The organism is Hydrogenophaga sp. (genome assembly GCF_030373245.1).
Classification (GTDB): Bacteria; Pseudomonadota; Gammaproteobacteria; order Burkholderiales; family Burkholderiaceae_C; genus Hydrogenophaga.
Window position 1 is genome coordinate 788051 of the sequence record NZ_JAUCZF010000001.1, and the last position, 26404, is coordinate 814454.

The following is a 26404-nucleotide window of genomic DNA, read 5'->3' on the forward strand; positions in this document are numbered from 1 at the left end:
GCACCTGAAGGCTGTCGGAACTGGTTCCGGCAGCCTTTGTTTTTGTCGGCAAAGAGGTAGATCGCATGGAACTCTGGATTCGCAGGATCGACGTATTGAGCAAATCGATCGGGCACGCTTTTTCGTGGTGTGTGCTGATATTGACCGCATCCACCTGTTATGAGGTTTTCATGCGCTATGTGCTCAACAGCCCTACCGTTTGGGCCTTTGACATGAGCTACATGATGTACGGTGCTTTGTTCATGATGTCTGGCGCCTACGCTGTGTCGCGCAACTCACATGTGCGCGGCGACTTCCTCTACCGCAAATGGTCCAACCGCACGCAGGCCAAAGTCGACCTGGTGCTGTATCTGGTGTTCTTTTTCCCAGCCATTTTTGCGATGGTTTTCACCGGCGGCCAGTACGCCTTTGAGAGCGCGCGAATTTTGGAGTCGAGTGTGAACAGCCCTGCCGGGGTGCCTGTGTGGCCCTTGAAGACGGTCATATTTGTTGCTGGCCTGACCTTGTTGATTGCTGGCGCGGCCGAGCTGATGCGCTGCCTGGTGTGCATACGGACCGGCGAGTGGCTTCCCCGAAGCGGCGACGTCGAAGAACTTGAACAAACACTGATCCAACAGCACACCGAGAAAGCCGCGTCATGAGTGACCCCATCATTGCCCTCTTCATGCTGGGCATTTTTATCTTCTTCATTTTTCTGGGGTTCCCCATTGCCTTCACCTTGATGGCCATGGGCATCGGGTTCGGCTTTTACGCCTACTTCACGCCCGACCAGCTGATCTGGGATAACCGCATTCTTTACCTCTTCACGCAGAACACCTTCAGCGTGATGAACAACGATGTGCTGATATCGATACCCTTGTTCTTATTCATGGGCTACATCATCGAGCGGGCCAACATCCTGGACAGACTGTTCCTGAGTCTCCAGGTGGGTTTACGCTTTTTGCCAGGCTCCATGGCCGTGGCAGCCTTGGTGACCTGCGCGCTTTTTGCTACAGCCACCGGCATCGTGGGTGCAGTGGTCACTCTGATGGGCTTGATCGCCTTGCCGCCCATGCTCAAGGCCGGCTATGACCAGAAACTGGCGAGTGGCGTCATCACTGCAGGCGGCACCCTGGGTATCCTGATTCCACCCTCGATCTTGCTCATCGTGTACGCCGCCACGGCCAGCGTGTCGGTGGTCAAGTTGTACGCCGCGGCCATCATTCCGGGCTTCACGCTTGCAGCGTTGTACGTAATCTACATCATCGTGCGCGCCACCCTGAACCCCTCTTTGTGCCCCAAACCCAAAGACATGGATCACTACACGGTTTGGGAGAGTGCGCTGCTGGTGCTCAAGGCGTTCGTACCTTTGGCGGCGCTGATCATGGCGGTGCTGGGCTCCATCCTGTTTGGCTTGGCCACCCCCAGCGAAGCGGCGGCGATGGGCGCCCTGGGCGGGATCATCCTTGCCGTCGTTTACCGAGCATTCACCTGGCAGCGGCTTCGCGAGTCGGTGTACCTTACCGCGCGCACCTCGGCCATGGTGTGTTTCCTGTTCGTGGGTGCAGCCACCTTTGCGTCGGTATTCTCATACCTGGGTGGTGAGCATGTGGTCAAGGACTTCATGCTGGCCTTGGAGCTTTCCCCCGTCCAGTTTCTTTTGCTTTCGCAGTTGCTGATTTTCATTCTCGGCTGGCCCCTGGAGTGGAGCGAGATCATCATCATCTTCGTGCCCATCTTCCTGCCACTGCTGCCCTTGTACGGCATCGACCCGATCCTGTTCGGCATCCTGATCGCCATCAACTTGCAGACTTCGTTCCTGACGCCGCCGATGGCGATGTCAGCCTATTATTTGAAAGGGGTTGCACCCAAAAGTCTGCACCTGGTGACCATCTTCAAAGGTTGCCTGCCATTTGTCGGCATGGTGCTGTTCACACTGGCCATGACCTATGTCTACCCCGCCATGGTGACCTATCTGCCCGATCACTTCTTCAACCAGGCGGTGGAAATCGAGAGAGATCCCAACGATACTTCCATCGTCAACCCCGATTTCTTCAAAGTTGATTGATGACTGAACGCACAAGAAACGTCTCCGAACTCAATGGTTTGGAGATCCGGGAGCATCTGCTCAGTGGTCAGGAAACGGTGGAAGAGTTCACTGCCAAACTCGGGCGCTTCGCCGATGTGGCAGACCAAACGGTCAAGGCCTTCGCGCACCGCGATGACCGCGTGGTGGCCCTGCAAGCAGACCACCTGCAGCGCGCGCGCACCGCAGGTCACCTGCCGGGGCCGCTTTACGGTGTGCCGGTGGGCATCAAGGACATCATCGACACCACCGATTTCCCGACCGAGTACGGCAGCCCCATCCATGCCGGTCGCTATTCTGTGGGCGATGCCACTGTGGTGTCCCGCTTACGTGCAGCTGGTGCGGTGATCTTCGGAAAAACCGTGACCACCGAGTTCGCAACCTCGCAACCAGGCGCCACACGCAACCCGCACAACGTGGAACACACCCCTGGCGGCTCGTCCAGCGGTTCGGCCGCCGCCGTCGCCGCAGGCATGGTGCCTGTGGCTTTGGGTACGCAGACCAACGGCTCCGTGATCCGGCCGGCTTCGTTTTGTGGGGTGTACGCGTTCAAGCCATCGCGCGGACTGCTGCCCCGCACGGGGGTACTTGATCAGTCGCCATCGCTCGACGAAATCGGCGTCTTCGCACGTAACCTTGAAGACATCGCAAAAGTCACCGAAATCATGTCGGGTGACGATGGCCAGGATCCCGCCAGCGCGCGCCAGTCGCCGCGACTTCTCTACGATGTGGCGATTTCAGAGCCGCCTCTGAAGCCAAAATTCTGTTTCGTCCGAACCCCTTGGTGGGATGACGTGGAGCCCGAGGCACGTGAAGCCTATGAAGCATTCGTGGAACATCTGGGTGATTGCGTCGAGTACGCTCAGCTGCCCGACATCGTGAAAAAGACGGCCCTCTGGCTGACCACCGTCAACGAGGTTGAACTCGGCGTGTGCCTGCAGCAGGAGTGGAACCACAACCGGGAACTGCTGAGCGAAACCTTGCGCGCGCGGGTTGAGAAGTCCATGGCCATTTCGGGCACCGAGTACCTGATCGCCAAAGGCCGCATGATCCACGTCATGAGTGCGTTTGACGAGTACTTCGCCTCTTTCGATGCGATTTTGTGTCCGGCTGCATTGGGAACTGCACCGCACGGTCTGGCGTCCACCGGCAACCCGATCATGCAGACTGCGTGGAGCTTTGCTGGATTGCCCAGCGTCAATTTGCCACTGCTGAGCCTGTCGAATGGGTTGCCGCTGGGCGTGCAGGCGGTGGGTTCGTACCGGAATGACGGCCGGTTGCTGCGCTCGTCTCGCTGGTTGGTGTCTGAGTTTGTCAAGAGGAACATGTCATGAAATCGCTTCGACGTGCCACGGGCCTCATTGGTCTGATCTTGCTGGGCGCTTTTTTGGTGCCCTACATCATGAAGCTGCCGCAACTCGATATCACCGTCATTTTGCTGGGAGGTTTGGGTTTGGCGGTTTATGACTATTTTTCAAGCGGCAACGATGAAGACGGGTCACCTTGATCTTCATGGATCGGTGATTGGGGCTGCCTGCGCGGCGATGCGACATCGAGATTGTTCGCGCCTGCAACTGAGGGAAAGTCACAAAGGGAGCGAAAACCGCTACCATTGACGTTTACGTAAACGTCAATTGGCGACGCGCCTGATGGGGCGCATCGCAGCAACAAGGAACGCCATGGCCAGCTTCAGCGACGTCGTCCTGCCCTTTCCGTCGTCGACCCTGCATGCAGGCAAAGGCAGCCCGTGGCGCGACTGGCAAGTCGGCGAGAGCTCGCCGGACAACGACAAGAAAAATGGCAACCGGGTGTCGCTGGCCAAGTTCAAGTCCGACGCCATGCCCTACTCCACCGGCAACAAGCTTGAGGACAAAGCTGCGGTCGAGGCCCTCGCTCAGGAAATCGACGGTCTGCAAAACCTGTTCTTTGCCGATGGTCGTTTCAAGATGCTGGTGGTGCTGCAAGGCACCGACACCTCCGGCAAAGACGGCACGGTTCGCGGCGTGTTTGCGCGCACCAGCCCGCTGGGCGTGCACACCGTGGGCTGGAAGGCGCCGACCGAGACCGAACGCGCTCACGACTTCCTCTGGCGCATCCACCAGCGCGTGCCAGGTGCTGGCCAGATCATGGTGTTCAACCGCAGCCACTACGAAGATGTGCTGGTGCCGGTGGTCAATCGCTGGATCACGCCCGAACAGACCCGGCAGCGCTACCAGCACATCAACGAATTTGAGCAGTTGCTGGCCGAGAGCGGCACGGTGATCCTCAAGTGCATGCTGCACATCAGCAAGGAAGAGCAGCGCGAACGCCTGCAAGACCGCATCGACGATCCGACCAAGCACTGGAAATTCAGCATGGGCGATGTCGAGGTGCGCAAGCAGTGGGACGACTACCAGCGCGCCTACGAAGACCTGCTGGGCGCCACCAGCACGCCCTGGGCACCCTGGACCGTGGTACCCGCCGACACCAAGACCCACCGCAATCTCATGATCGCCACGCTGGTCCGCGACTGCCTCAAGGCGCTGGACCTGCGCTTTCCGCCACAAGACCCGACCCACGCCGGTCTGCGCATCGAATAGCACCTGAACCGCACCACGGACACCGCCATGACCCAGCTCTCCGCCGACTACCAGGCCCTCGCCAATTACCGCCCCACGAACAAAGTGCGCTTCGTGACCGCTGCCAGCCTGTTTGATGGTCACGACGCCGCCATCAACATCATGCGCCGCATCCTGCAAGGCATGGGTGCCGAGGTGATCCACTTGGGTCACAACCGCTCGGTAGACGACGTGGTCACGGCTGCGCTGCAGGAAGACGCGCAGGGCATCGCAATCAGCTCCTACCAAGGCGGCCATGTGGAGTATTTCAAATACATGGTTGACCTGCTGCGCGAGCGCGGTGGCCAGCACATTCAGGTGTTTGGCGGCGGCGGCGGCGTGATCGTACCGGCCGAAATCCGCGAGTTGCAAGGCTACGGCGTGGCCCGCATCTACAGCCCCGAAGATGGCCAGACTATGGGGCTGGCCGGCATGATCGGCGAGATGGTGATGCGCTGCGACCGCGACATCAACGCGCACGCCCCCACCGAACTCTCTGCGATTCAAGGGCATGGCGACATGGCCTGGCGAGCGCTGGCTCAGCTGATCACCGCCATCGAAAACGGTCAGGTGCAGCCAGCACTGATGGATACCCTGCGGACCCACGCGACGGGTATCCAGACACCGGTGCTCGGCATCACCGGTACCGGCGGCGCCGGCAAGTCATCGCTGACCGACGAACTGATCCGCCGCGTACGGCTGGATCAAGACGATGCTCTGCGCATCGCCGTGATTTCAATCGACCCCTCACGCCGCAAGAGCGGCGGCGCCCTGCTGGGCGACCGCATCCGCATGAACGCCATCACCCCCTGGCAACAGGGCCCGCGAGTCTACATGCGCAGCCTCGCCACGCGAGACACCAGCAGCGAGATCAGCGCCGCCTTGCCTGACGTGCTGGCAGCCTGCAAGGTGGCGGGATTCAACCTCATCGTGGTCGAGACCTCGGGCATCGGCCAGGGCGACGCCGCCATCGTGCCGCATGTGGACATTCCCTTGTATGTGATGACGCCGGAATTCGGGGCGGCCAGCCAGCTGGAGAAGATCGACATGCTCGACTTCGCCGAGTTTGTCGCCATCAACAAATTCGACCGCAAGGGATCGCTGGATGCCCTGCGCGACGTGGCCAAGCAGGTGCAACGCAATCGCGAAGCCTTCACCGTGATGCCCGACACCATGCCGGTGTTTGGCACCATGGCCGCCCGCTTCAACGACGACGGCGTGACTGCGCTCTACCAGGCGATCAAGGCACGACTGCAGACACTCGGGCTGGCCCTGAACGAGGAGCGGCTGCCCGCGGTGAACGTGCGCCACAGCACCAACCAGACCCCCATCGTGCCGCCCGCACGCACCCGCTACCTGGCCGAGATTGCCGAGACGGTGCGGGGCTACAAGCGGCGCGCCCGCGCCCAGGCCCAGCTGGCGCGCGAGATCCAGCAGCTGCGCGAGGCCGCGCGCATGCTCGCAGTCGACAAGCCGAACCGACCCAAGGCCTCGGAAGCGGCGATCGGCCTGGCCCAGGAGCGCGAACTGCAGCAGGACAACGACGCACGCAAACTGCTGACCCAGTGGCCCGACATGCAGAAAGCCTACGCCGGCGACGAGTACGTGGTGAAGATCCGCGACAAGGAAATCCGCACATCGCTCACCACCAAAAGTCTCTCGGGCACCGTCATCCGCAAGGTGGCACTCCCACAGTACGAAGATCACGGTGAAATCCTCAAGTGGCTGATGCTGGACAACGTGCCGGGCACCTACCCGTACACCGCGGGCACCTTCGCCTTCAAGCGTGAGGGCGAGGATCCAACCCGAATGTTTGCCGGTGAAGGTGACGCCTTCCGCACCAACAAGCGCTTCAAACTGCTCAGCGAAGGCCTGCCCGCCAAGCGCCTGTCCACCGCTTTCGACTCGGTCACGCTGTACGGCAACGACCCCGATCGACGCCCGGACATCTACGGCAAGGTGGGCAACTCGGGCGTGTCGATCGCCACGCTGGACGACATGAAGGTGCTCTACGGCGGCTTTGACCTGTGCCATCCAGGCACCTCGGTATCCATGACCATCAACGGCCCGGCACCCAGCATCCTGGCCATGTTCATGAACACCGCCATTGACCAGAACCTGGACAAGTTCAAGGCCGACAACGGGCGAGAGCCCACCGATACCGAAGCGCAGAAGATCAAGGAATGGGTGCTGGCCAATGTGCGCGGCACGGTGCAGGCCGACATCCTGAAGGAAGACCAGGGCCAGAACACCTGCATCTTCAGCACCGAGTTTTCACTCAAGGTCATGGGCGACATCGCCGAGTACTTTGTTCACCACGACGTGCGCAATTTCTACTCGGTGTCTATCTCTGGTTACCACATCGCCGAAGCGGGCGCCAACCCCTTGAGCCAGCTCGCCTTCACACTCAGCAACGGCTTCACTTTTGTGGAGGCCTACCTGGCGCGCGGCATGCACATTGACGACTTTGCGCCCAACCTGAGCTTCTTCTTCAGCAACGGCATGGACCCGGAGTACACCGTGCTCGGCCGCGTAGCGCGCCGCATCTGGGCAGTAGCGATGAAAGAGAAGTACGGCGCCAACGAACGCAGCCAGAAGCTGAAGTACCACGTGCAGACCAGCGGGCGCAGCCTGCACGCGCAGGAGATCCAGTTCAACGACATCCGCACCACGCTGCAGGCGCTGATCGCCATTTACGACAACTGCAACAGCCTGCACACCAACGCGTTTGACGAGGCCATCACCACGCCGACCGAAGAATCGGTGCGCCGCGCCATGGCGATCCAGCTCATCATCAACCGCGAATGGGGTCTGGCGAAGAACGAAAACCCCAACCAAGGCGCCTTCATCATCGAGGAGCTGACCGAGCTGGTGGAAGAGGCGGTGCTGGCCGAGTTTGAGCGCATCGCAGACCGCGGCGGCGTGCTGGGCGCGATGGAGACCGGCTACCAGCGCGGCAAGATCCAGGACGAGTCCATGCACTACGAGATGCTGAAGCACACTGGCGAATACCCCATCGTCGGCGTCAACACCTTCCGCAACCCACACGGGGACCTCACGCCGGAAACGCTGGAGTTGGCGCGCTCCACCGAAGAGGAAAAGCAGAGCCAGCTCAAGCGTCTTTCTGACTTCCACACCCGATATGCGAACGAGGCGCCGGCCATGCTGGAGCGCCTGCAGCAGGCGGTGATCCTCAACCGCAATGTGTTCGAGGTGCTGATGGACGCGGTGCGCGTGTGCTCGCTGGGCCAGATCACCAGCGCGCTGTTTGAAGTGGGTGGACAGTACCGACGCAACATGTGATGGCGGGCAACCGGAGCCACTGGCGCAGATAAGTTGCGGATTGCTGGCGCTGTTCCCTCGCTCTGAGCTGCCATGGGCTGCTAGACTGAAAGAGGAAGTCAGCCACACCCCGCAGCGCCCCGCACCATGCCACCTTCCCTTGGACACACCACGCCGGGTGAGCCGGTCAGCCACGCGCCGGTGAACCCGCCACCAGCAGCCGCTTCGATCGACCTGGAACGCACCTGGCTGCGTGCGCTGTCGGTGGTCGCCATCGGGCTGTTTCTGCTGCTGTCCATCGGCCTGCTGGCCACGCAACGCGCTGCGGCCCTGGGCATGGCCGAAGCGCAAGCGCAACGCGAAAGCAAGCGCCTGGCGGCTGAGTTGCAAGCCTCGCTGCGGGTTGCCCGGGCCACCATGGACGTGTTGCTGGAGTCGCCCGAACCAGCGGGAGCCAACCTGATGGGTGATCACGCCCAGATGGTCAGCGCCCTGGACCTGCCATTTTCCCTTCGACAATCAGCCCAGACCAATCAACCCAGCGGCCAGTGGTGGCCTGAACTGGCCCGCCAAGAGGCCGGTGAATGGGTGGTTCCGCTGACCTGGAGACATGCTACCGAGAAGGGTGGCCAGACCCATGAGGTGCTGCTGGACCGCAAGGCTCTTCTGGACCGGTTCGCATCAGAGGGTCTGCCCAGCGGTGGCAGCATGAGCCTGTTTCGCGTCGAAGATGACGGTGCCACGACCATTCTGGCGCGGTACCCGATACTGGAACAGGATCAGGGCCGCGTGCTGCACGGCCATGTGGCCAGCGCCTTGCAACGTGGCACCAGCGGGGTCATGCAGGTGGTGGCACAGATCGACGGCGTGCACCGAATCGTAGGCTACCAGCGACTGGCCGAGGGCGCGGAGCGCCTGGCAGTGGTGTACGCCCTGCCGGTTTCAGGCGTGATGTCCACCTGGACAGCGGTGCTGCCTCTGGCGATCGCTCTGAGCTTGCTGGTGGCCGGCGCCATGGCCTACGGCGCGTGGCGCCTGGACCGGGCCATTCAACTGAGGCACCGCAGCGAGCGGCACTTCCAGACCCTGAGCGATCACCTGCCCGATGTGGTGGTGCGATACGATCGCGATGGCCGAGTCCTCTACGCAAACCCTGCGGTGGCAAGGGTCAACGGCACATCACCGGAAGCCATGGTGGGCCGGACCATGGAGCAGTTTGGCACCCCGCCCGAGATCGCCAGACGATGGATGGACTGCCTGGGGCGCGTCTTCGCCACCGGCGCTCCTGAAACCCTGTACTTCTCCTACCCGGGTCCATTGGGCGAACGCCACTGGGAAGCCCAGGTCAGCCGCGAACCGGTACTGGCGGGTGAACAATCCACGGCGCTGGTGATCAGCCGCGACATCACCGAACGCCATGAGGCCGAGGCGCGCCGCCTGGCGGCCCAGCAACTGTTTGAGTCGGTTTTTCAGGCAGCGCCCGAGGCCATGTCGCTGGCCGAATGGGACAGCGGGCGACTTCTGCTGGTCAACGACGCGTTCTGCGACCTGTTTGGACGTTCACGAGAACAGATCATCGGATTCACCTCCACCGAGCTCGGGCTCTGGCGCTCAAACGAGAACCGCCAACGCCTGTTGGTTGCCCTGGACAAGGGCGGCAAAGTGCGCAACGTCCAGGGCGAGAGCATCCGGCCGGACGGACAGGAAATCCACGTGCGCTACAGCGCCGAACAGGTCGTGGTCGACGGGCAACCGCGCCTGCTGCTGATGTTTCGCGATGTGACCCAGCTTGAAGCCGACCAGCGCGCGCTGGCACGAAGCGAACTGCGTTTCCGGCTCGCGGCTTCCCATGGCCAGGTCTGGGAATGGGACTTTGGCCAGGGCTTCTTGAAGCCCAGCGACGAATTTTTTGTGACGCTGGGCCATCCATCGCCGCCGGACGGTCAGATGGGATCGCAATTCCTGGACCTCATTCACCCAGAAGACCGGCCCCGCTTGCGCATGGTGATCCGGCGCTTCTTCAAAGGAGAGGGCGAGTACCAGCTGGAGTTCCGCGCACGCGATGCGCAAGGCCGATACCGCTGGTTTGACACCCAAGGCGGCGGCCTGCGCGATGCCAATGGTCGTGTCACCTACATGGCTGGCACCATCTTCGATGTATCCGACCGCAAGGCGGTAGAGGAGGTTCAACGCCAGACGCTGGCCCAGCTTGACACCGTGGCCAATGCATCGCAAGCGCTGTTCTGGACCACCGACATCCACAAGCGCCCCAACTGGCTGAACAAGGCATGGCTGGCGTTCACCGGCCGCGATCTGGTCAGTGAGTGCGACACCTTCTGGCTGGAGGACCTGCATCCCCTGGACCGCGAGCGATGCGCCAGTACGTTCGACGAAGCATTCGACGCCCGTGAACCGTACAACATGGAATACCGCATGCGGCGGCATGACGGCGAATACCGCTGGTTGCTGGAGCGGGGAAATCCCCGGTACGACGCCGACAACCGCTTCATCGGCTTCATTGGCTCCTGCCTGGACGTGACCGAACTCAAGCAGGCAGAGGCCGTCGCCAGTGAGCGCGGCGCGATGCTGAAACAGGTGTTCGACGTGCTGGAGGACATGCTGTTCGTGGTCGACGAGCAAGAGCGTTTCGTGCACTTTCAGGCCGGGCAGACCGACCGGCTGTACGCTCAGCCCGAGCAGTTCCTGGGTCGCACCTTCAGCGATGTCTTGCCACCCCAGCTGGTCCAGATGCAGCGCGACGCGATGGCGCGTGCACGCCTACATGGTCTGCAGGAAATGGACTACAGCCTGGAGCTGCCCATGGGTCGCCGCCACTTCAATGCCCGGCTGGCCTGGCTGGCCGAGAGCGGGCATTGCATGTTCCTGGTGCGCGATGTCACAGACCAGCAGGCTGCCCAGGCCGAGCGTGGGCGCCTGAACGAATTCGTCCTGCTCCTGTTCAGCCTGGCCAACCGCTTCATCAACTTGCCGGTACACGAGGCGGACAACGCCATCAACGAAGCACTGGGTGACATGGGCCGCTTTGTCGACGCCGACCGTGCCTATCTGTTCGACTACGACATGGCAACAGTGACAGCGTCGAACACCCACGAATGGTGTGGCGAGGGTGTCACCCCGGCGATCGACGACCTGCAGAACATTCCGTTCTCCATGATTCCCGACTGGTTCAACGAGCACAGCCACGGACGTGTGATGTATGTTCCCGATGTCCGGGCTCTGCCGGAAGGTCCCCTGCGCGCCTTCCTGGAGCCACAAGGCATCCAGAGCCTGATGGCGCTGCCGCTGATGCATGGTGAACAGTGCCTGGGTTTTGTGGGACTGGATTCGGTCCGCAACACCCACAACTACGGCGAGGAAGAGGCCACCTTGCTGCAGCTGTTCGCCCAGATGCTGGTGAACATCAGCCTGCGAGTGGAAGCGGAAGCCAGGATCCGCGAGCTGACTGACGGCCTCGAGCACAAGGTGGCCGAACGCACGGTGCAACTGGAGAGCAGCGTGCGACAGCTCAAGACCGTCAACCTGCAGCTCGAGTCGTTCACCTACTCGGCTTCGCATGACCTGCGCACGCCGCTGCGTGGTATCGAAGGCTTCAGTTCGCTGCTGCTGGACGAACACGCGACGCAGCTGGACGACCAGGGGCGCGACTACCTGAAACGTATTCAGAAGTCCACCCTGCACATGTCGCAGCTGATCAACGATCTGCTGGCCTATTCACGCCTGCAGCAGCTGGGCGAGCAGATGGAGCCAGTGGCGCTTGCGGACTGTGTGCGGTCCGTGGCCGCGCCGTTCCGCGACGAACTGGAGGCGCGCCATGGGGAGCTGACCGTGCGGGTCGCCGAGGACCTGAAGGTTAGGGCCAACTCCCAGGGGCTGGCCATCGTGCTGCGCAACCTGATGGACAACGCCTTGAAATTCACGCCGAAGGACGACGCGCCGCGCATCCACATCGAAGCCCGGGCCGAGGGCGATCGTGTTCTGTTGAGCATGGGCGATCAAGGCATCGGCTTCGATATGCGTTATCACGACCGCATCTTCGGCATGTTCCAGCGGCTGCACCGGCAGGAACAGATACCGGGCACCGGAATCGGTCTGGCACTGGTGCACAAGGCGGTGGAGCGCATGGAAGGCCGCATCTGGGCCGAAAGTGCGCCCGGGCAGGGCGCCACCTTCCACATCGAACTGCCCAACGCCTGAAGGCGCTTTTCCAGTTCGGCGTTGCTGAGAGGGAAATGGATCGGGCGCGCGTCGCTCAGGTCGTCGTCGACAGCGGCAGGTTGAGCAACAGGTTTTGAGGCTTGAGCTTGAGCAAGCCCTGCTCGTTCATGGCCAGGCCAAGGTAAACCGGCTTGCCGCTGAGGTCGGCGCGCATGTCCGCGGGGTTGTCGAAGCGCAGCCGGAAAAGGCTGATCAGCCGCTGCTGTCGCGACTCGGAGACCTCATGCCCCTGATAGAGGTCGTTGAGCAGCTGGGTGGATTCGGCGTCCAGGCCCAGGTGCCAGCGCCAGGATGCATCGTCCACCCGCGCTTCCGGCTGGATCGTCACCGCCACCCCCAAAAAGTGGCGTACCCAGCGCTCCAGCACGGAAGCCAATGCCTTCAGGCCTGAGCGCGCACGCGTCATGGTCAGGGTGAGGCCATGGGGCAGCTCGTTTTGCACCGCGTGGGTGCAGTCCAGCACGAAGTTAAAGCGCCCGGCTCCGGTGCGGCTTGCGAGGTATCGGTCCGCGTTGTCCTCGCCCAGCACCTCGATCTGCACCACAGGAAGTGTCGCGCCTCCCTGCAGCAGCAGGCGTCCCACGTTGCCCATCCCGCCGGTTTCGTTGAGCATGTCCAGCACCTCGGCATCGCCGCTGAGCACCCGACCATCCTGCACCTGTACCCGCTGGCGGCGAAACAGCAGCTCAGCTGCACGCCAGACCCAGGCGTCCGCCTCATCGGCCAGCAGGTTGCACACGATGGCCTGGACCATCAGGTCAAGAAAGAGCGGCGGCAGCTGGATCGCCCCTGCTCTGAAAAAGCCCGCATAGGCGGCCTCCAGTGAGCCCGCCTGCAAGACGGCGTCGCGCAGCTTCAAGAACAGCTGGTGGTTGGCGCGCGCGTCGGCATCCTTCACCGCACCGAGTTCGGCCGGTGTGACCTTGCGCGTTGGCCTGTGCAGGAGCAAGTCGTGGAGCGCCCGCTCCGCAGGGCAGGACTCTTCGACCAGCGCGAGTTCAGGTCGCGACAGCCAGAGCCGCCAGTAGTCGTCGGTCGGCTCCAGCCAGCCTCGGGCGTTGTGGCGCAGGAGGTCATAACCACAGGAGGTCCAGACAGAGGGTGCGGTATCAGGCATCAGGGCGTTCAAGAATGAATCCCCGATGCACAGACAACCTCACTCGGGGTACCCGATTGTCCTTCAGGGGTGCCGGACCGCCCCCAGCGGGGTCAAAGGCGCATCAGGTGTCGATCGGCGCGTGTCCTCAGGCGCGGGGTACGTCGACCCGCCCCCCCACACACGAAGCGTTGAAATGGGTGTTTGGACGGAACGTGTCCGGGGCAAGCGGGCGAAATCGATGCGCGGACAGAGTATCGCCACACAGCTTGAGCAACTCACGACCACAGGCAGATGCGCGTAACCAGATGCAGCCAGCAAACGTGCTGGGTTGACGCTGACCCGCCCTTCTGCCCTTCTGACCTTCTGCCCAGCCTGAACGCTTGGGCTGATCGCTCTGCACCACTCCTTGCGTTTGATACCGGCGAATCGGACTTCCACTATTTTCGCCGAGGCCAAGTGCTGCTGCACCGCATCGACCACAATGGCTTCATGCAACAGACCACTGTCCACCTGATCGGCGTGCCGACCGACATCGGCGCTGGCGCCCGAGGCGCATCCATGGGGCCCGAGGCATTGCGCGTGGCAGGACTCACGGCGGTGCTGGAGAGCCACGGCCTGCAGGTGCACGATGCGGGCAACCTGATGGGCCCGGCCAATCCCTGGCTACCCCCTGCACAGGGCTACCGGCATCTGGCCGAGGTGGTGCAGTGGAACCAGACCCTGCACGAGGCGATGCACGCCGCGCTGAGCCTGGGCCACCTGCCCATGGTGCTCGGGGGTGACCACTGCCTGGGCATCGGCTCCATCAGCGCGGTGGCGCGGCACTGCCGCGAGCAAGGCAAGCAGCTGCGCGTGCTCTGGCTCGACGCGCACGCTGACTTCAACACCGCCGAACTCACACCCAGCGGCAATGTGCACGGCATGCCGGTGGCGGTGCTGTGCGGCCATGGACCAGCCGAACTCACAGGCATCGGCGGGGCCACGCCGGCCATTTCACCGTCGGTGGTGCGCCAGATTGGCATCCGCAGCGTGGACGCTGGCGAAAAACGCCTGGTGCACCAGGCGGGACTGGAGGTGTTCGACATGCGCTACATCGACGAGATGGGCATGCGTCACACCATGGAGCAGGCACTGGCCGGGCTGGACGACAACACCCACCTGCACGTGAGCTTCGACGTCGACTTTCTCGACCCGGAAATCGCCCCGGGCGTGGGCACCACGGTACCGGGCGGGCCGACCTACCGCGAGGCTCAGCTCTGCATGGAAATGATTGCCGACACCGGCCGGCTGGCCTCGATGGACGTGATGGAACTCAACCCGGCACTCGACGTGCGCAACCGCACGGCGATCCTCGCGGTGGACCTGATCGAGAGCCTTTTCGGCAAATCCACCCTGATGCGCAAAAGCGTGCCGCGCGCGTGAGGCAAACATGGCGGTGAGCCCACATGCCTTGCTTGCCTACGCGCTGGTCGCGTGGGTGGCTGCAGCCACGCCAGGACCTGCCGTGCTGCTGGCCCTGCGCAATGGCGCCACACGCGGGTTTCGCTCTGGTCTGATGTCCACACTGGGCAATGTCATTGGCCTGGTGCTGCTGGCGGGCGCCTCCATCCTGGGGCTGGGCGTGATGCTGCACACCCTGCCCTGGATGTTCACGCTCGTGAAGTGGGTGGGCGCGGGCTACCTGATTTACCTGGGCTGGCGCATGCTGCGGGCGCACAGCGGAGCGCAGGGCATGGGCGCATCGGGAACCGATGCCGTCCCTGCGTCTGCGTTGCGACTGTGGCGGCAGGGCCTGTGGGTCTCGATCACCAACCCCAAGGCCATTCTGTTCTTCGGCGCCTTGTTTCCCCAGTTCATCGACACCTCGCGCACGCTCTGGCCTCAGTTTGCGCTGCTCATGGGGGTGAGCCTGTGTGCATCCACGTCCACCTTGCTGACCTACGTTTGGCTGGCATCCCGGGCGCGGCGTTGGCTAGAGCGGCCCAGCTCGGCCACCTGGATCAACCGGCTGGCGGGCAGCGTGTTCGTGGCCTTTGGTGTCGCACTCGCCGGCCTGCGCTGAGTCGGCGGCCAGTGGTCGGCTCTCAGGCCGACCTATCCACCAGTTCCAGATGCTCCACCACTGGTGGCTGGGCAAAGAACGGACCGACGATGGCGCGCCACTCGGCGAAGGCCGGCGACTCGCGGAAGCCCACCGTGTGGTCTTCCAGTGCCTGCCAGTAAATCATGAGGATGTAGCGACCTGGACTCTCGATGCTGCGGTTGACTTTGTAGCCCTTGAAGCCTTTGGCGTGCGCGATCACGGTGCTCGCCCCGCGGACGATGGCCACTTCAAATTCAGCGGCTCGGGCCGGGTCGATTCGGATATCGGCGTGCTCAAGAATCATGCGATGGTCTCCATGGGCTGTGGGGTGGTCGGCGCGGCCGTGGCTGCTGCAGCAGCCGCACGGTCTTCCTGCATCATATCGACCGCCTTCTCGGCCATCATGATCACCGGCGCGTTGGTGTTGCCACCCACCACCTGCGGCATCACCGAGGCATCGACCACACGCAAACCGGTCACACCGTGCACGCGCAGCCGGGCATCGACCACCGCCCCGTCATCGTGTCCCATGCGACAGGTGCCCACCGGGTGGTAAATGGTGTCGGCGTGGTTGCGGATGAATTGCTCGATCTGCGCATCGCTCTGCGCCGAGGCCGAGGCCTTGGATTCGGTGCCACCGTGGCGGGTCAACCCATCCTGATGCAGCATCTGGCGCGTGAGCTTGAAGCCGCGCACCATGCGCGCCATGTCTTCGGGGTCCTTCAGGAAGGCGGGGTCGATCAGGGGCGCCACCTGCGGGTCGGCGCTGACCAGTCGCACCGTGCCCCGGCTCTTGGGACGCAGCAGGCAGACGTGACAAGAATAGCCATGACCCAGCACCGTCTTGCGGCCGTGGTCCACCAGCTTGCCCACCACAAAGTGCCACTGCAGGTCGGGGATGGCCTCATCGGGCGCGCTCTTGATGAAACCCCCGCCTTCGGCGAAGTTGGTGGTGAGCATGCCGCGGCGCGCACGGCGCCACTCGAAGATGCCGCGCAGCAGCTTGAGCGTGCCGGTCGCCGAGATGCCGAACAGGTCGCTCACCTTCGGCGCGTTCACCACGATCACCACGTCTGGATGGTCGTGCAGGTTGTCGCCCACTCCCGGCAATTCGTGCACCACGCTGATGCCGTGGCTGCGCAGGTGCTCGGCCGGGCCTATGCCCGAGAGCATGAGCAGCTGGGGCGAACCGAATGCGCCCGCGCTCAGCACCACCTCGCCGCCCGGCTTGAGCTGCAGGGCCTGCAAGGCGCCCCGCCCACCTTCTGCTCGGTACTCCACGCCCTTGGCCTGACGCTGGCCGTTGTGGGTGTCAACCATCACCCGCGTGGTCAGCGCGTGGGTGATCACGGTGAGGTTGCTGCGACCCAGGTGTGGCGTAAGGTAGCCCTTGGCGGCACTCCAGCGCTCCCCATTCTTGTGGGTCACCTGGTAGGCGCCTATGCCTTCTTGGTCCGGACCGTTGAAGTCCGGGTTGTGCCGGTAGCCCGCCTGCTTGCCGGCCTGGATGAAGGCGAACAGAAACGGGTTGGGGCTGCGAAGGTCCATCACGTTGAGCGGGCCGCCCTGGCCATGCAGCGCATCGGCACCGCGTTCGTTGTGCTCGGCACGCTTGAAGTAAGGCAGCACATCGGCGTACGACCAGCCCGGGTTGCCACGCGCCGCCCAGGCGTCGTAATCGGTCGCGTGGCCCCGGGCGTACACCATGGCATTGATGGAGCTGGAGCCACCCAGCACCTTGCCACGCGGCTGGTAGCCGCGGCGCCCGTTCAGACCCGGCTGGGGCACCGTGTTGTAACCCCAGCCATTGAGCTCGAACTTCGCCATCACCGCCAGACCAGCCGGGCAGTGGATGAGCACGCTTTTGTCGGCCGGGCCAGCTTCCAGCAGGGCCACGCGGACTGTCGGGTCTTGCGTCAGCCGACCGGCAAGCACGCTGCCGGCCGATCCACCGCCGACAATGATGTAGTCGTACATGTTGGGTTGCTCCAGAGTCAGGCCTCTCCTGTCCGAGGGCTTCGGAGGCACTTGTTTTCATCTGCCGCGCACACACCCGTTTCAGGCGGGCGTCAGGACGGGCAGGACAATCATTCTCAAGTTAGCACAGCACTTCTGGCCCCTGTAGGTGTGCCAGCCTAGAGTCGACACGTGGGCGACTGCCCCTGGGTCGGCCCTCTTGCGTGCCGCGCCACAATGCAAGCCATCCCCTCACCCGTCACCCACAGGAGCACGATTTCATGAGCAACCCCATCCAGACCGTCGGCATCATCGGTTCCGGCACCATGGGCAACGGCATCGCCCAGGCCTGCGCCACCAACGGCATCCGCGTGGTGATGGTCGACATCGCCCAGACCGCCATCGACAAAGGTCTGGCCACCGTGTCGGGCAGCCTGGACCGGCTGATCAAGAAAGAGAAGATCACGGCCGCCGACAAAGCAAAGGCCCTGTCCCTGATTCAAGGCAGCACGAACTACGACGATCTCAAGGGTGCCCAGCTCGTGATCGAGGCCGCGACCGAAAACGAAGCGCTGAAGATCAAGATCCTGCAACAGCTCGACGGCGTGCTGGCCGCTGACGTGATCGTCGCCACCAACACCAGCTCGATCAGCATCACCAAGCTGGCTGCGGCCACCCAGCGCGCCGACCGCTTCGTCGGCATGCACTTCTTCAACCCGGTGCCCATGATGGCGCTGGTGGAAATCATCCGTGGCCTGCAGACCAGCGATGCCACACACGACGCCGTGAAATCCTTGGCCGAGCGCCTGGGCAAGACGCCGATCACGGTGAAGAACGCGCCCGGCTTCGTGGTCAACCGCATCCTGGTGCCCATGATCAACGAGGCCTTTTTCGTGCTGGCCGAGGGCCTGGCCACGCCGGAAGACATCGACGCCGGCATGAAGCTCGGCACCAACCAGCCGATCGGCCCCCTGGCCCTGGCCGACATGATTGGCCTGGACGTGTGCCTGGCGGTGATGAACGTCTACATGGCCGAGTTCAACGACAGCAAGTACCGGCCTGCGCCGTTGCTCAAAGAGATGGTGGCCGCTGGCTGGTTGGGGCGCAAGACGGGGCGCGGCGTGTATACGTATTGACCCCCCGCGCCGCCTTCGGCGTCAACCCCCAGGGGGCGATGTTGGCGGCTTGGCAAAGCCAGTTCCGCGGCATCTTTGGTTGGGTCACGCGCGCCGGAAGCGAGTGGGCCTGACGGTCAGCTCTGTTGCCTCACCACGGCACAGTTTGGCCCTGGTGGTCGTAGAAACCCCCGGTCTGGCTGGCGGTGAGGCCATCCATCACCGCGATCAGCTCGGCTGCGGCCACCTCGGGCGATCGCACCGTCAAGCCGGTCTTGGCAAACGGTTGTGAAAGCGGCGTATCCACCGTTCCTGGGTGCAGCGCCACGCAGAGCGACTCGCGGTTGCGCCGCGCCAGCTCGATTGAGGCCGTGCGCACCAGCTGGTTGAGCGCGGCCTTGGACGCGCGGTAGGCGTACCAGCCGCCCAGCGCGTTGTCACCGATGCTGCCCACTCGGGCCGAGAAGAAGGCCGCCAGACACGGCCCTTGCCGAGGCAGCAGCGGCAGGAAATGGCGCATCACCAGCGCCGGGCCAATGGCGTTGACCGCGAAGCTGTGCGCCAGTGCATCGGCGTCCAGGTGCTGCCAGGAGCGCTCGGGTTCGGCGCGAGAACCTGAAGCGGTGCCGCCATGCAGAAACCCCGTTGCGACGATCAGCCGTTGCAAACGCTGACCGCGGGCCGACAGCTCATCGGCCACGCGCTGCGCGCAGGCGGCGATGGAGGCAGGCTGAGTGAAATTGAGAGGTGGATCGGTGCGCCGGCCGATCGCCAGCACGGTCTCCCCCCTTTCGCGCAGACCTTGCACCAACGCTGCGCCCAGACCGCCGGTGCCACCGAGAACGATCGACAAGCCAGGCTTTTCAACGGCGTCTTGAAGCGTGTTCATGCACCGATTGTGGGAGCAAACTACCATCAAGGCATCACACAAGGACTTCTGGACATGGCTTCATCATTTGACTTCGATTTCTTCGTGATTGGCGGCGGCAGCGGAGGCGTGCGCGCCGCGCGCATGGCGGCGCAACGGGGTGCCCGCGTGGCACTGGCCGAGATGCTGGGCACCGACGGCCTCGGCGGCACCTGCGTCAACGTGGGCTGCATCCCCAAGAAGCTGTACAGCTACGCAGCGCACTACGGCGATAGCTTTCACGAATCCGCCGGGTTCGGATGGGAAGGTGAGGCGCCTGTGCTCAACTGGTCCACGCTCAAGACCAACCGGGCCAAGGAGATCGGACGCTTGAACGGCGTCTACAGCAACCTGCTGAGCGGCTCGGGCGTTTCGGTTTTCAACGGATTTGCGCGCATCGACGGCGAACAAGCCATCACCCTCGCCACTCTGCACGCAGATGGCAGCCCCGGTCATCAGCACTTCACCGCGAAAAACATCCTGATCGCTACCGGCGGCACGCCCTACGTGCCGCACTTCCAGGGGCGCGAACACGTGATCACCTCCAACGAGGTGTTTGATCTGGAGCCCTTTCCCCAGCGCCTGCTGGTGGTGGGCGGCGGCTACATCGCCTGCGAGTTCGCCTCCATCTTCAACGGGCTGGGTGCGAAGGTGACTCAGCTCTACCGCGGCGAACAAGTGCTGCGCGGCTTCGACAACGAGATCCGACACTTCGTCGCAGGCGAGATGATCAAGTCGGGCGTGGACCTGAGGCTCAACGCCGACGTGGTTGACGTGCGCAAGACCGCCGATGGCCTGGCTGTCGAGTGCGAAGGCGGCAGCACCGTCATGGTCGACGCCGTGCTCTACGCCACCGGCCGCGTGCCCAACGTCAAGGGGCTGGGGCTGGACACCGTGGGCGTGGCTCAAGGTGGCCAGGGTGAGGTAGTCGTCAATGCGCAGTACCAGACCAACGTTCCCCACATCTATGCCGTGGGCGACGTCACCAACCGTGTGCAGCTCACGCCGGTGGCATTGGGCGAAGCCATGGTGGTGGTGGACCAGCTGTTTGGCCCGGCCGCCGGCAAGCCCCGGCGGGACATGAGCTACGACTTCATCCCCACCGCCGTTTTCACCCACCCCAACATCGGCACCGTGGGTCACAGCGAAGAGAAGGCGCGTGAGAAGTTCGGCGCCATCACGGTGTTTCGCAGCGAGTTCAGGGCGCTCAAACACACGCTCTCGGGCAGCAGCGAACGCACACTGATGAAGCTGGTCGTGGACAGCGCCAGCGACCGCGTGGTCGGCCTTCACATGGTCGGCCCCGACGCGGGCGAGATCGTGCAGGGTTTCGCGGTGGCCATGAAGGCGGGCGCGACCAAAGCGGTGTTCGACAGCACCATCGGCATCCACCCCACGGCAGCGGAAGAATTCGTGACGATGCGAGAACCCATTCGGAACTGAAGCGTTGCCCCCCCGCGCGCCACGTACGTTCTGCGAACGCAACCCGCGACTCCCCGCTGCGCCCCTTCAGGCCATCAGCCACCCGATCAGCGCCACACCCAGCGCGGTGTGTGCCCAGAGCCCGGGCGCCAGCCAGCGCAGGTAGCGCCAGCGCCCCACCAGGCCAGCCGTGACGCTTTTGCTGAGCGCGTGAACCGCCAACGCGCCCATCACGGGAATGGCAGATGCGAGACCGGGCTCGGCACCGGATGACGCGAACACGGCCGCCAGCGCAGCGTGCAGATCAGCCAGGGAAGCCATCAGGGTGCCGGCGATCAGGCCGGCTTGCCCCAGCCACAGGTCCAGCCCATGCACCAGCGCCTGAATGCCAGCCAGCAACCCGGCCACGGCGGCCGCACCCCAGAGGCTGAACATGCGGTCATCACTCCGACCGGGCAGACCTTCGATGCGCGGACTCGACCCCACGCCTTCGGCCGATTCGGGCGGCGCACCCTGCACCAGCCACCAGGCCCAGGCGGCCGCGAGCAAGGCCGCACTCAACGTGGGCAACCACAGCACCGCCAGCCAGGCCGGCTGCACCGCGGCAGCCACCAGCAGCACCTGCAGCTGCGTGGACACACAGGACATCAGGCCGCCTCCAGCCATGAGCCGCGCGCCGGATCGCTCTTCTCTCACAGCCAGACCAAGGGTCGCGATGGTGGCGGTGCTCGACACGAAGCCCGAGGCCAGGGCCGAGAACGCGACCGCTTCACGCGCCTGCAGGAGCCGGCGACTCAGGTGCGCGAGCGACTGTACCGCCAGCAACAGCGCGAGCAACTGCACGATCACATAGGGGTTGAGCACCGGGCCCCACAGAGGCCGGTCGGGCACCAGCGGGAGCGCCATCAGCACCAGCGCGGCAAGGATGATGCCGTCGCGCACCTCGCCCGGCCGCAGCCAGTGGCTGGCAAACCGGTGCAGCGCGTCGCGCCCGGCCAGCACCCCGGTCAGCCCCACCGCCAGCCCAGCGGCCAGCGGCAGGCTCCAGACACACAACACGCCGATCAGGTAGGTGAGCAGCAGCGCGATTTCGGTGGTGGCACCCGGATCGTCGGATCGGTCTCGCCAGTAGGCCACCAGGCTCAGCGCGGCGACCAGCAAGGCGCCTGTGACGACCAGCCCCGGCAACGCGGTCAGCGCCGCCACCGCACCCAACACGCTGCTGAGCGCAAAGGTGCGCAGGCCGGCAAATGCCCGGCCCGGGCCACTGCCCTTGCGCCGCTCGCGCTCGATGCCCACCAGCAGACCGCAGCCCAGGGCCGAGGCGAGCGCAGCGACCGCGCCCGCCAGGTCGGCCGGTGGTGGCAAAAACGAAGGAACGGCGTCGAACATCCTGTCAAGTCAAGGGTGTCACGGTGCAGGGTCACAATAGTCGCCATGCACAAGACACCTGACTTTACCGCCCCGGTCCTCTACCGCGATCCAGCCGCCGCCCTGGCTCAGGTACAGGCGATTTACCAGCGCGCCGTGGACCATCTGCGCGCCGCCATGCGAAGCTTTGTGGCGGGTGACGACTTCAATGGCAGCCGCGTGCGCGCGTGTTATCCGTTTGTCCGCCTGCACACCCAGAGCGCCTCCCACAGAGGTTCTGGGCGCCTGAGCTACGGCTTCGTCGCGGGCCCTGGCCGCTTCGAGACCACCATCACCCGACCCGACCTCTACGGCGGCTATCTGCTGGAGCAGTTCAGCCTGCTGCTGGCCAACCACGGCGGCGAGCTGGAGGTGGGCATCAGCGCCCAGCCGATCCCGATCCATTTCTCGTTCGCCGATCATGAGCATGTGGAGGGCCAGCTCGGCGCCGAGCGCCGCGCCCTCATGCGCGACGTGTTCGACCTGCCCGACCTCACCGCCATGGACGATGGCATCGCCAACGGCACACACGAGCCCCGTGGGGGCGAGGCGCAGCCGCTGGCGTTGTTCACCGCGCCGCGGGTCGACTATTCGCTGCAGCGCCTGCGCCACTACACCGGCACAGCGCCCGACTGGTTCCAGAACTTCGTGCTGTTCACCAACTACCAGTTCTACATCGACGAATTCATCAAACTGGGCCATGCGGAAATGGCCAATCCCGCCAGCGAATACACCGCATTCATTGAGCCCGGCAATGTGGTGACCCGGCGCGCGGACCTGCCGCCAGAAGCAGGCGACGATCTCGGCGCCACGCCGCCCCGGCTGCCACAAATGCCGGCCTACCACCTGATGCGTGCCGACCGCAGCGGCATCACCCTGGTCAACATCGGCGTGGGCCCGTCCAACGCCAAGACCATCACCGACCACATCGCTGTGCTGCGTCCGCACGCCTGGCTCATGATCGGCCACTGCGCCGGCCTGCGCAGCACGCAGCAGCTCGGCGACTACGTGCTGGCCCACGCCTATGTGCGCGAAGACCATGTGCTCGACGAAGAGCTGCCGCTGTGGGTACCGATTCCCGCGCTGGCCGAGATCCAGCTCGCGCTGGAGGCCGCAGTGGCCGACGTGACCGGCGTGCCCACCCAGGAACTCAAGCGCATCATGCGCACCGGCACCGTGGCCAGCACCGACAACCGCAACTGGGAACTGCTGCCCGACAACACGCCCCAGCGCCGCTTTAGCCAGAGCCGTGCGGTCGCGCTCGACATGGAGAGCGCCACCATCGCCGCCAACGGCTTCCGTTTTCGCGTGCCCTACGGCACCCTGCTCTGCGTGAGCGACAAGCCGCTGCACGGCGAGATCAAGCTGCCTGGCATGGCCAACCACTTTTACCGCGAGCGCGTCGACCAGCACCTGCGCATCGGCATCCGCGCGGTGGAGCGACTGCGCGAAGGCGGCGCCGGCCAGTTGCACAGCCGCAAGCTGCGCAGCTTTGCCGAAGTGGCTTTTCAGTAATCCCGTCTTTCATGAAACCGCATGCAGACGATCCGAACATTTTTCGCCCAAACCTTCGGCATTGAAGCCTGGTTGGCCATGGCGCTGACCATTGTCGTCATCGCCCTGTTGCTCAGCCAGATCGCGCACCTGCTGTTCAACCAGCTGGCCCGCTGGGCCGACCGCTCGCGCACGGTCTGGGACGAGGCGCTGGTGGGTGCCGCGCGCCGCCCCGCCCACCTGCTGATCTGGATCCTGGCGCTGGCCTGGATCGGTCGTGTGTTGCTGGCCCATTGGCCCGACAACGATTTTGCGGAGGAACTGGTTCAGGCGCGCAACGTGGCTGTCATCATCGCCGTGGCCTGGTTCATCTGGCGTTTCATCGCGAACATCACGCGCGGCACGATTGCGCGCGGCCGAGAAGGTGGTCAGGACTTCGATGTCACCACCGTGCACGCCATCAGCAAGCTGGGCCGTCTGCTGATCTTTGTGCTGACCGCGATCACGGTGGCGCAGACGCTGGGCTTCAACATCGGTGCCCTGCTCGCCCTGGGCGGCGTGGGCGGCATTGCGGTGGGCCTGGCCGCAAGAGACCTGCTGGCCAACTTCTTCGGCGGCCTCACCATCTACCTGGACCGGCCGTTCAGCGTCGGCGAGTGGATTCGCTCACCCGACAAGAGCATCGAAGGCACGGTGGAATACATCAGCTGGCGCCATACCCGCATCCGCGCTTTCAACAAAAACCCGATCTACGTGCCCAACGCGGTGTTCACCACCATCGTGGTGGAAAACCCTTCGCGAATGAGCCACCGCCGCATCAAGGAGACGATTGGGCTGCGCTACGACGACTTCGACCAGGTGGAAGCCATCGTGGCCGATATCAAGACGCTGCTGCACGACCACGATGACATCGACAACACGCAGACCCTGATCGTCAACTTCAACCAGTTTGGCGCCAGCTCGCTCGACATCATGATCTACACCTTCACCAAGACGCGCAACTGGGTCGAGTACCACGCGATCAAGCAGACCTTGCTGATCGCCATCGGGCGCATCATCGAAAAGCGGGGCGCTGAAATCGCCTTCCCCACCCAGACGCTGCACCTGGCCCAGCCACCCGAGCCGGAAACCACGCAGGCTTGATCGGCTGCGGTCGCCGGTGCGACCCTGGCGCAGGAACTTCACCTCTGCTTGACGAACCGGACACGTCACGCCATCAGAATGGCGCTGAACCCCCGCCCCGCGTCCTTCATTTATCCCAATGACTTGCCCCTCCAAACCGCCAGACACCGCCCATCCCGCCCTGCGCTGGCTGGTCCTGACTGGCCTGGCGCTGCTGCTCTCGGGCTGCGCCAGTCTGCGTTCCCCGGAGCCGGCAGCCGCCGACACCGCCCTGCCCACCGCATGGACGGCGGCACCGGCTTCAGCCACCGCGTCGCCCGTCGACCTGGCCCGATGGTGGACCCGATTTGAAGACCCGACGCTCACCACGCTGGTCGAACAGGCCTTGCTGAACAACACCAGCGTGCAAAGCGCGCAGGCTGCGCTGGCCCAGGCCCGCGCGCAGCGCGACGTGCAGGCGGCACAGCTCGGTCCCTCGCTGGGTGCCTCGGCCTCGGCGCGCCGCAGCAAGGCGGGCGCGCAGGACGCCAGCAACAACTTCCAGGCCGGTTTTGATGCCAGCTGGGAACCCGACATCTTCGGCGGCAACCGCAGTGCCGCCAACGCCAGCGAAGCTGACGCGAGCGCCGCCGCCAGCAACCTGGCCAATGTGCAGGTCTCGCTCGCCGCCGAAGTGGCGGTGAACCTGATCGAGCTGCGCGGCCTGCAAACGCGACTGGCGATCGCGCGCAGCAACCTCGCGGCGCAGACCGAAACCCTTCAGATCACCCGCTGGCGTGCCCAGGCGGGCCTGGCCGCTTCGCTGGATGTGGAGCAAGCGGTGGCCGCGAGCGAACAGACCGCCGCCCAGCTGCCCGCCCTGCAAAGCGGCATCAGCCAGGCGATGAACGCGCTTGCGGTGCTCACCGGCGAAGCGCCGGGCGCGCTCCAGAAACAGCTCAGCGCAGCCTCGCCCATACCCCTGGCGCCCGCGGAACTCGCGCTGGCCTTTCCCACCGAAACCTTGCGGCAACGGCCCGATGTGCGCAGCGCCGAGTCGCGTGTGTCCGCAGCGCTCGCCCGTGTGGCGGTGGCCGACGCCGCGCGCTACCCAAGCTTTAGGCTCAGTGGCTCGATGGGCCTGTCCGCACTCACGCTCAGCGGCCTGACCAGCGGCGCCTCGGTGGTCAACAGCCTGCTGGCCAGCGTGTCGGTGCCGCTGTTCGACGGCGGCGCCAGCGAAGCCCAGGTGCGCGCGCAGGAAGCGGCGCTGGACCAGGCCCGCGCGGCCTACCGGGCGGCCGTGCTCGCCGCGCTGAAGGATGTCGAAGACACGCTGGTGTCGCTGCAGGGCAATCGCGAGCGCCTGGCGCGCCTGCAAGCCGCCAGCCAGGCAGCGGCCAATGCCGACCTGCTGGCGCGCCAGCGTTTCCAGAGCGGACTGATCGACTTCACCACCGTGCTCTCCACCCAGCGTACCCTGCTGTCCACGCAAGACAGCGTCGCCTCCGCCCAGGCCAGCCTCAGCGGCGACCACGTGCGCCTGTACAAGGCCCTCGGCGGTGGGTGGACACCCGACGCCAACACCGAATTTCCCGGCGGGCAGACTCCCGCCACCACCCGCTGAGCCCGCTCAC

Annotated in this window: 19 protein-coding genes; 14 read left to right on the top strand and 5 right to left on the bottom strand. The window is 64.3% G+C overall.

The window, feature by feature from the left end; translation table 11 throughout:
* Nucleotides 1-65: 65 nt before the first annotated feature.
* The 7 genes from QUV25_RS03805 to QUV25_RS03835 all read left to right on the top strand — a co-directional run bounded on the left by QUV25_RS03805 (nucleotide 66) and on the right by QUV25_RS03835 (nucleotide 12159).
* Nucleotides 66-641 (top strand): TRAP transporter small permease subunit, encoded by a 576-nt coding sequence (locus QUV25_RS03805; RefSeq protein WP_300861421.1) that lies wholly within the window; start codon nucleotides 66-68, stop codon nucleotides 639-641.
* Nucleotides 638-2047 (top strand): TRAP transporter large permease subunit, encoded by a 1410-nt coding sequence (locus QUV25_RS03810; RefSeq protein ID WP_300861423.1) that lies wholly within the window; start codon nucleotides 638-640, stop codon nucleotides 2045-2047. The genes QUV25_RS03805 and QUV25_RS03810 overlap by 4 nt, the downstream gene beginning before the upstream one ends.
* On the top strand, nucleotides 2047-3399 hold the full coding sequence (locus QUV25_RS03815) for an amidase (RefSeq protein ID WP_300861424.1): 1353 nt from the start codon (nucleotides 2047-2049) through the stop codon (nucleotides 3397-3399). Before QUV25_RS03810 ends, QUV25_RS03815 begins: the two co-directional genes overlap by 1 nt.
* Complete coding sequence (locus QUV25_RS03820; protein WP_300861425.1) at nucleotides 3396-3572, top strand: hypothetical protein; 177 nt, start codon at nucleotides 3396-3398, stop codon at nucleotides 3570-3572. Before QUV25_RS03815 ends, QUV25_RS03820 begins: the two co-directional genes overlap by 4 nt.
* A 172-nt stretch (nucleotides 3573-3744) precedes the next feature.
* Nucleotides 3745-4644: a PPK2 family polyphosphate kinase gene (locus QUV25_RS03825; RefSeq protein ID WP_300861426.1), complete on the top strand. Its 900-nt coding sequence runs from the start codon at nucleotides 3745-3747 to the stop codon at nucleotides 4642-4644.
* A gap of 27 nt (nucleotides 4645-4671) precedes the next feature.
* Nucleotides 4672-7965, top strand: a complete 3294-nt coding sequence (gene icmF, locus QUV25_RS03830; RefSeq protein ID WP_300861427.1) for a fused isobutyryl-CoA mutase/GTPase IcmF — start codon at nucleotides 4672-4674, stop codon at nucleotides 7963-7965.
* 126 nt (nucleotides 7966-8091) lie between these two features.
* Nucleotides 8092-12159, top strand: coding sequence for a PAS domain S-box protein (locus tag QUV25_RS03835; protein WP_300861429.1), 4068 nt, complete (start codon nucleotides 8092-8094; stop codon nucleotides 12157-12159).
* 55 nt (nucleotides 12160-12214) lie between these two features.
* Here the strand turns inward: QUV25_RS03835 and QUV25_RS03840 are convergent, their stop codons facing one another.
* Entirely contained in the window at nucleotides 12215-13297 is a 1083-nt protein-coding gene (locus QUV25_RS03840) for a DUF6352 family protein (protein ID WP_300861431.1), read from the bottom strand.
* Between the two features lie 471 nt (nucleotides 13298-13768).
* Between QUV25_RS03840 and rocF the strand changes: the two genes are divergently transcribed.
* Complete coding sequence (gene rocF, locus QUV25_RS03845; RefSeq protein WP_300861433.1) at nucleotides 13769-14701, top strand: arginase; 933 nt, start codon at nucleotides 13769-13771, stop codon at nucleotides 14699-14701.
* Between the two features lie 7 nt (nucleotides 14702-14708).
* Entirely contained in the window at nucleotides 14709-15341 is a 633-nt protein-coding gene (locus QUV25_RS03850) for a LysE family translocator (RefSeq protein ID WP_300861435.1), read from the top strand.
* Nucleotides 15342-15363: 22 nt separating this feature from the next.
* Here QUV25_RS03850 and QUV25_RS03855 read toward each other — a convergent pair whose 3' ends face one another.
* Both QUV25_RS03855 and QUV25_RS03860 read right to left on the bottom strand, forming a co-directional pair.
* Nucleotides 15364-15666: an antibiotic biosynthesis monooxygenase gene (locus QUV25_RS03855; protein ID WP_300861436.1), complete on the bottom strand. Its 303-nt coding sequence runs from the start codon at nucleotides 15664-15666 to the stop codon at nucleotides 15364-15366.
* Complete coding sequence (locus QUV25_RS03860) at nucleotides 15663-17339, bottom strand: choline dehydrogenase (protein ID WP_300861437.1); 1677 nt, start codon at nucleotides 17337-17339, stop codon at nucleotides 15663-15665. The genes QUV25_RS03855 and QUV25_RS03860 overlap by 4 nt, the downstream gene beginning before the upstream one ends.
* Nucleotides 17340-17599: 260 nt before the next feature.
* Here QUV25_RS03860 and QUV25_RS03865 point away from each other — a divergent pair, with 260 nt between their 5' ends.
* Complete coding sequence (locus QUV25_RS03865; RefSeq protein WP_300861439.1) at nucleotides 17600-18454, top strand: 3-hydroxybutyryl-CoA dehydrogenase; 855 nt, start codon at nucleotides 17600-17602, stop codon at nucleotides 18452-18454.
* A 130-nt stretch (nucleotides 18455-18584) separates the two neighbouring features.
* Here QUV25_RS03865 and QUV25_RS03870 read toward each other — a convergent pair whose 3' ends face one another.
* The gene (locus tag QUV25_RS03870) at nucleotides 18585-19322 is read right to left on the bottom strand and encodes an SDR family NAD(P)-dependent oxidoreductase (RefSeq protein ID WP_300861440.1); all 738 of its coding nucleotides are present in this window, start codon (nucleotides 19320-19322) and stop codon (nucleotides 18585-18587) included.
* 54 nt (nucleotides 19323-19376) lie between these two features.
* Between QUV25_RS03870 and gorA the strand changes: the two genes are divergently transcribed.
* Complete coding sequence (gene gorA, locus QUV25_RS03875; protein ID WP_300861441.1) at nucleotides 19377-20783, top strand: glutathione-disulfide reductase; 1407 nt, start codon at nucleotides 19377-19379, stop codon at nucleotides 20781-20783.
* A 66-nt stretch (nucleotides 20784-20849) separates the two neighbouring features.
* Here gorA and QUV25_RS03880 read toward each other — a convergent pair whose 3' ends face one another.
* A complete protein-coding gene (locus QUV25_RS03880) occupies nucleotides 20850-22154 on the bottom strand; it encodes a DUF4010 domain-containing protein (protein WP_300861442.1) in 1305 nt (434 codons plus the stop codon).
* Nucleotides 22155-22199: 45 nt separating this feature from the next.
* Between QUV25_RS03880 and QUV25_RS03885 the strand changes: the two genes are divergently transcribed.
* The 3 genes from QUV25_RS03885 (at nucleotide 22200) to QUV25_RS03895 (ending at nucleotide 26394) form a co-directional block, all read left to right on the top strand.
* Complete coding sequence (locus tag QUV25_RS03885; protein ID WP_300861443.1) at nucleotides 22200-23687, top strand: AMP nucleosidase; 1488 nt, start codon at nucleotides 22200-22202, stop codon at nucleotides 23685-23687.
* 21 nt (nucleotides 23688-23708) lie between these two features.
* Nucleotides 23709-24809: a mechanosensitive ion channel family protein gene (locus tag QUV25_RS03890; RefSeq protein WP_300861444.1), complete on the top strand. Its 1101-nt coding sequence runs from the start codon at nucleotides 23709-23711 to the stop codon at nucleotides 24807-24809.
* 118 nt (nucleotides 24810-24927) lie between these two features.
* Nucleotides 24928-26394, top strand: a complete 1467-nt coding sequence (locus QUV25_RS03895) for an efflux transporter outer membrane subunit (protein WP_300861446.1) — start codon at nucleotides 24928-24930, stop codon at nucleotides 26392-26394.
* Nucleotides 26395-26404: the final 10 nt, after the last annotated feature.